The organism is Gammaproteobacteria bacterium (genome assembly GCA_013696315.1).
Taxonomy (GTDB): domain Bacteria; phylum Pseudomonadota; class Gammaproteobacteria; order JACCYU01; family JACCYU01; genus JACCYU01.
Map to the genome: position 1 here is coordinate 1 of JACCYU010000157.1, position 6,862 is coordinate 6,862.

The 6,862-nt window shown below is 62.2% G+C and carries 6 protein-coding genes; 4 read left to right on the plus strand and 2 right to left on the minus strand.

All coding sequences use genetic code 11. From position 1 onward, the window contains the following. Positions 1–110: IS481 family transposase (locus H0V34_09355; GenBank protein ID MBA2491888.1), on the plus strand; the 110-nt coding region annotated here is incomplete at its 5' end. Positions 111–975: 865 nt separating this feature from the next. On the opposite strand, the gene H0V34_09360 is transcribed toward H0V34_09355, so the two are convergent. Beyond that, positions 976–1,122 (minus strand): hypothetical protein, encoded by a 147-nt coding sequence (locus H0V34_09360; protein ID MBA2491889.1) that lies wholly within the window; start codon positions 1,120–1,122, stop codon positions 976–978. Continuing rightward, positions 1,103–1,453 (minus strand): hypothetical protein, encoded by a 351-nt coding sequence (locus H0V34_09365; protein MBA2491890.1) that lies wholly within the window; start codon positions 1,451–1,453, stop codon positions 1,103–1,105. Before H0V34_09365 ends, H0V34_09360 begins: the two co-directional genes overlap by 20 nt. 226 nt (positions 1,454–1,679) lie before the next feature. Here H0V34_09365 and H0V34_09370 point away from each other — a divergent pair, with 226 nt between their 5' ends. The 3 genes from H0V34_09370 to H0V34_09380 form a co-directional block, all read left to right on the plus strand. Beyond that, positions 1,680–2,801 (plus strand): hypothetical protein, encoded by a 1,122-nt coding sequence (locus H0V34_09370; protein MBA2491891.1) that lies wholly within the window; start codon positions 1,680–1,682, stop codon positions 2,799–2,801. 154 nt (positions 2,802–2,955) lie between these two features. Then, positions 2,956–6,072, plus strand: a complete 3,117-nt coding sequence (locus H0V34_09375; GenBank protein MBA2491892.1) for an efflux RND transporter permease subunit — start codon at positions 2,956–2,958, stop codon at positions 6,070–6,072. Positions 6,073–6,188: 116 nt separating this feature from the next. Beyond that, the coding region (locus H0V34_09380) for a hypothetical protein (protein ID MBA2491893.1) at positions 6,189–6,862 on the plus strand (674 nt) is incomplete at its 3' end.

A 6,862-nucleotide genomic window follows, 5' to 3' on the forward strand; every position in this document is an offset into this window, starting at 1 on the left:
AGACACTCAAAGGCCTCACGCCCTACGAGTACATCTGCAAAATATGGACACAACAACCCGATCGATTCAAACTCGATCCAACCCACCATATGCCGGGACTAAACACCTAGGTAACCGCTGTATTCGAACTACAAGACGAGTAGCCCCCGCCGTGCAAATATCCGCCGCGCCCGGCTCGCGAGGCGTGGCTTATGATCTATCGCTGCCCGCCTGTCGGCGCTTTCTCTTGCCATGGCTGTACGGACGCGTCCGTACCTTTACGTTTTCTTTACGTTTTCCACTGGCTTTCTGAATAGCGTTTTTACGCGCCCGCGCCACACGCTGCGTGCATTGAGCGTTTTTGCCGTGCAAGGAGTGTTCGATGTCCGATTTGATCGTGCTGGTGAACTGCTGCCGTTATAAATGCCCTGAGCGGCGTCTGGATGGTAAATAATCGACGTACAGCCGTCGAGTCGCGCGACCCCAATGATACCGGTGTGGGCCGCGCACTGTCCCGAGGATAATTACGTCAAGGCAATCGTGGGAGCTGGCCAGCACCTAGCTGCAAGAGCTGTGACGACCGCGAAGAGCGCGTGCCTCTTCGTTTTTACGGGACAGTATTGGCGCACCGGGATAGAGGGTGGCTTACTTTTTCACGGTTAACCTTGCGGACCGTCGCTGTTGAGCATATAGCATTGCTCCGCAGCGCGTAGGGCGCGTACTACGCGCCCTACGGTTGCTGCTCGCGGATGTTTAACGCGTCGCGAATCGGGACTGCAGAATCGGAGACGAATGAACCTGGTGAGGAGCATACGGATGAAGAGGCCCGGCGACGTGCGCTTGCTGTTTCAGGGCGAACCCGCGGTAGGATTTACAGCCAACGAGTAACCCGCGGTGGCATCCTTGCTGCGCGGCTTACGCGCGCGTGGTGATGCATAATAGAAAACGGCGCCCCGTGGGGCGCCGCAAGACGTACAATTGTACTGCATGGATCGGCTAATCGTCGTCTTCAAACTCAACTTCGTCGGCGACGCCATCGCTCAGGTCATTGAGAAGATCATCTTTCACCTTAACCAGAGAGCCGGCCGTCAGTGCATTAAAAAAGTCAGCCGCCGAGGTGAGATCAGGGGCCTTCAAGTTCATGATCGAACGTAATATTGTCCGCAGTGCCGGTGACGCCGTCGTCGTCCACGGTGCCGGTAACCGCAACCACCATGCCGAGATCGAGGTCGCTTTCCAGCGCGTCGAGGTTGTCGTCTACGTTGAAAGCGGCCTCGTCTGTCTCGTCTCGACGCCATTGACGAACACGCTGCCAAAGCCTGTGATGGTGCCAGATGAACTGGAGGTCGTCGCGCTGCACCGCCACCGACCGCGTTAGTATTTTGCCCCCATCGCCACCACCGCCACAGGCAGCGACACCCAGGGCCGCCAGCAACGCGGCGCTCAGAGAAGTTAAAAGAAAAGGTCTTGACATAGAATCCCCCCAGGCACAGGTGCCGTGCGTCAATCGATTTATTGTGCTCGCGCGCCGCTCGCAGGCGTCGTTTTTTACTCAATCAGGATAGTGGTTCAGTTTGCCCGGCTGTGCGGGGAACCGTGACTGGTATCAAAATGTCCATAAGCGGCACAACCCGCCGGCACTTAAGACCTCTCGTACGAGTCGATCTTCAACCAGAGGGCTGTTTCGCGAAGCGCTGCGCGTGAGTAAAATTGCGCGTTCCATGACAGTCGTTCCGAAATTACTCCTTGGTCTCCTCGCGCTCGCGATTGTGCTGGCCGCGCTCGCGATGCTGGTGCCTGCTCAGCAGCGTTCGGCGCTGCTCGCGGCGTTCAACCCATCACCAAACGGGACTGCCGAATCGGAGACGGACGAAGCCGGCGAGGATGAGGAAGAACCCCCGCAGCGCGCGCTGTTGTTCGACGGGGAACCCGCGGTAAAACTTACTCCTAAGGAGCAGCGCCGCAGCGGCATCCGTATGGCGCCGCTTGAACCAACGAGCTATCGGGCGGAAGACCGCGTCTACGGAGAAGTGATCAATATCCTGCCGCTGTTGCGGCTGCGCGCGCGATTCGAGCAGGCGCAAGCGGCGCTGGCGATCGCCGACGCGCGACTGCAGGTCTCCATGCAGGAATACGAGCGGCTGCGCGGCCTCAATGCGCTAGCCAGCGTGATTTCGGCCGGCCGCATGCGCCAGGCGCAGTCGCACTGGGAGGTGGATCAGGCGCAGCACTCGGCGTCCGAAGCGCGGATCGCCAACCTTCGCGCACAGGCCGTTCAACAGTGGGGCGCTGTGCTGACAGCCGCGACGATGGGCGCTGACTCCGAACGTCTTGCACGGCTCGCGAACCGTGATGACGTGCTGTTGCGGCTGTCGGTAACCTCTGGCGAGGCGCTTTCATCGGCCACCGACGCCTTTGTCGATGCCGCCGGCAATCGGCGCGAGGCACGCGAAGCACGGTTTATCTCGGTCGCGCCGCAAACCGACGCGCTCGCGCAGGGCGAGACGTTTTTCTTTGCCGCTCCCGCCGATGGCTTGCGTACCGGCATGCGTCTGAGTGCTTGGATCGCACGCGGCGACGAGTCGTCCGCCGGCTTGTTGATCCCCGGCGCCGCGGCGGTCTGGTACGCCGGAAGACCGTGGGCTTATGTGCGGGTCGATGACCAGCTGTTCGCGCGCCGCATGTTGCCGGCGGCGAACATCCCCGGCGGCTGGTTCGTGCGCGATGGGTTCAGTGCGTCAGAGCCGGTTGTAATCAGCGGTGGACAGATGCTGTTGTCGGAGGAGTTTCGCTGGCAGATCCCGGAAGAGGACGACGATTAGTGGCGCTGTCGCGGTTGCACAAGGCGCCAGTTTGCCGGTGGATACGACGCGCGCGAGGCGTGCGGCGTAGCGCTTCAATTTGTCGCAGCGACGCGGACGCCGTTCGCGCGGCGTGAGGGTTCCCGCGTTACAAAACACGGGAATGCCGCGCTAAATGCTGGCCGCCATCGTCCGCTTTGCGGTGCGGTTTCGGGGCGTGGTGGTGGCGACCGCCATGCTGTTGCTCGTATACGGCGGCTATCAGCTATTCCACGCCGGACTGGACATCTTCCCGGAATTTTCCCCCAAGCAGGTCATTATTCAGACCGAGGCGCCGGGGCTGGCCGCGGAGCAGGTGGAGGTGCTGGTCACCCAGCATCTGGAGAGCGCGCTTGGCGGGATCATCGACCTGCAAACGATAAGCTCGGAATCCATCCAGGGCCTGTCGGTGCTCACGCTCATATTCGAGGACGACACCGACATCTATCGCAACCGCCAGTTGGCCGCCGAGCGGCTCGCCATCGCGCGCGAGCGCCTGCCGGCAGGCACGGGTCCGCCGGTGATTGTGCCATTATCGTCTTCGTCGGCGACCGTGATGACCATCGGCGTGACCTCACAAAGCCGCAACCTGATGGACTTGCGCACGGTTGTGGACTGGACCCTGGTGCCGCGGTTGATGAGCGTGCCGGGCGTGGCGGACGTCAACATCTTCGGCGGCGACGTGCGTCAATTGCAGGTGCAGGTGCGCCCCACGCGACTGCACAAATATCGCCTTTCGCTGCAGGAGGTCGCAGTAGCGGTCAGTCAGGCGGCCGGCACGCCGGGGCTTGGCGTCGTCGCTAACGAAAACCAGCAGTTGGCCATCCAGGTCGCGGGCCAGGCCGACTCAGCGCGGGCGCTGCGCGAGCTCGTCCTGAAACGGCACCGCGGCGCGAACGTGCTGCTGGGTGACATCGCCACAATCACCATGGCCGCGGCTCCAGCCATCGGCGCGGCGCAGATTATGGGCGAGCCTGGTGTGGTCATGATGATCATCGGGCAGTACGGCGCGAATACCTTTACGGTTTCACGGGATCTGGAGGCCGCGCTTGCGGAGTTGGACGACATCTTCGCGCAGGAAGGCGTCACTCTGCATGGGGATCTGTTCCGCCCGGCCAGCTACATCGAAAGCTCGCTTTCCAGTATCGGCGGGCACCTGCTCATCGGCGGCGCGCTGGTTGTGGCGGTGTTGTTGATCTTTCTATACAACGCGCGCACCGCGCTCATCTCCACCGTTGCGATCCCGTTGTCGCTGCTGAGCGCGGCGACCTTGCTGGTCAATCTGGGCTTCAGTCTCAACATCATGGTGCTGGGCGGTCTCGCCATCGCGCTGGGCGAGGTGGTGGACGACGCCATCATCGACACCGAGAATATCTTCCGACGCTTGCGGGAAAACCGCCGCCGCGTATCGCCAGAGTCGATCGGCGACGTGATCTTCAAGGCCTCGATGGAAGTTCGCGGCTCGGTCGTTTACGCTACGTTCATCGTGGCGCTGGTGTTCGTGCCGCTGCTGACTCTGGGCGGTGTCGCGGGGCGGCTGTTCGCGCCGTTAGGTGTAGCCTATATCCTCGCGATTATGGCCTCGCTGGTGGTGGCGCTCACCGTCACGCCTGCGCTGTGCTGTCTGCTACTGGGCAACGGGCGCTACGGCCACGACGACCCGCCCCTGATCCGTTGGCTGAAGCCGCGCTACGCGAATGTGCTAACTGCGATCAACCGCAAGCCGCGCACGGCGATGACTTTCACGGCCATAACCCTGGCCGCCGGACTGTCGATATTGCCGTGGCTTGGTGGCGAGTTTCTCCCCGAGCTGCGCGAGGGTCACTACATGGTGCACACGGCCAGCGTGCCTGGCACCTCGCTGGACGAATCGATCCGCATTGGTTCTCGCCTCACCGAGCGGTTCCTGGACATTCCCGGTGTAGTGTCGGTATCGCAATGGGCCGGTCGGGCGGAACGCGGCGCCGACACTTATGGCAGCCATTACAGCGAGTACGAGGTCGAGCTGACGCAGCTCTCCGGTACAGCGCAGCAACGGGTATTCGACCGGCTGCGCGCGATTCTGGAGGATTTTCCAGGCATCGTGTACGAGGCCAATACATTTCTGATCGAGCGCGTGGATGAGACCATTTCGGGGTACACCGCCCCGGTGGTGGTCAATATCTACGGCAAGGGCCTGGATGAACTGGACGCGCTGGCGCGGCAAGCCGCCGCCGCCATCAGCGCGATCGACGGCGCGCAGGCCGTACAGGTTCGCTCGCCACCCGGTACGCCGCTGGCGCGCGTGCGTCTGATTCCCGCGCGACTGGTCGATCTCGGCGTGCGTCCGATGGCGGTAATACGCGCGCTCCAGATTGCTTACGAAGGCGCGGTAGTGGGCAGGGCTTTCGAGGGCAACCGCGTGTTCGATGTCGCGGTTTCGCTGCACCCGGCGTACAAGCGCAATCCGCGTGACATCGGTCAGTTACCGATCAAGACCCTGGACGGGGGCATCGTGGCGCTTGCTGCGCTCGCCGCTGTCGAGCAGGGCAGCGGGCGCTATTCAGTATTGCACCGCGGCGCGCAGCGGGTCCAGACCGTAACCGCCGATGTCGAGGGCCGCGATCTCGCCTCGTTTTTCACTGAACTCAAGACCCGCGTGGACGCGGAAGTCGATTTCAGTGCCGACACGTATCCCGAATACACCGGCGCGGCCGTCGAGCAGACCGCGGCGCGGAATGAACTGATCGTGCATTCGCTGTTCGCGGGCGCTGGCGTGCTGGTCCTGATCTACGTCGCGCTGGGATCGTTGCGCCATGTGTTGCTGATTCTCCTGAACATACCGTTTTCGCTGGTGGGCGGCGTGATCGCGGCGTTGGCGACGGGCGGCGTGCTGTCGGTGGGCTCAATGGTGGGCTTCGTCACCCTGTTCGGCATTACCGTGCGCAATTCCATCATGCTCATTTCGCATTTCCAGCATCTCGTTACAAACGAAGGCATGCGCTGGGCGCCGGAGACCGCGCTGCGCGGCGCGCAGGAGCGGCTGACTTCGATTCTGGTGACCGCGCTGGTCACGGCGCTGGCGATGTTGCCGATCGCCGTGGGCAGCGACAACCCGGGGCGCGAGATCATGGGGCCGATGGCGGCAGTCATCATCGGGGGGCTGGCGTCTTCCACGGTGCTCAATCTCCTGATTATGCCCGTTCTCATGCTGAGATACGGGCGCTTCGAAGCGAGCCCTGAGGAGACGCTGGAGTTCCGCTCCAGTAAATAATTGCCCACGAAACGTTATTGCACGCCCGTTAAGTGGCATAATTCTCGCTTGACTTCGTGGCTGAAAGCCTTCAGGCCTGCTGAAGACGAGAACTGGGGCTTATAGAGTAATCAGCCATGCGCAAACTCCCGGCATTGATTTACAAGCTTATCTCCATACTGCCCGCCATCGCGCTCGCCGCCTGCGGTTTTGTCGACTCCGGTGGTTCGCAGGGCGTCAACGTTGACCCCAACAACCGCATCGAGAACGAGAACGTGCCGATCGTGCTCGATGCGACGGTGCTGGTCGAAGCGCCTGAAAGCAAAACCTTTACCTGGATGCAGATCAAGGGGCTGCCAGTGCAACTGAGCGGCGCTAACAGCGCGCGGGCTCGCTTCACCACGCCGGTGGTCGAGCAGCGTACCGTCCTGGTTTTCACGCTTAGCGCCGCGGACGAATTCGGCGCTTCCGAGTCCGAGAACGTCACGGTTACCGTCAACGACGCCCCGACGGCCAATGCTGGTCTGGATCAAAGTGGCCGGCCAGGTGCGCAGATCACGCTCAATGGCGGCGCCAGCGCGGATACGGATGGCTCGCTTACCTATGCGTGGCAACAAATTAGCGGCGTCCCTGTGCAAAGTCCGGCGGCCTTCAATGCGACGCAGCCGACATTTATCATTCCAAGCGCGCCCGCTGGCGCCGCATTAGTTTTTCGACTGATCGTAACGGATGATAATGGCGCCACCGCCAGCGATACCGTCACGATCACCGTGCTGGCGCCTCCACCGCCCCCACCGCCCCCACCGCCGCC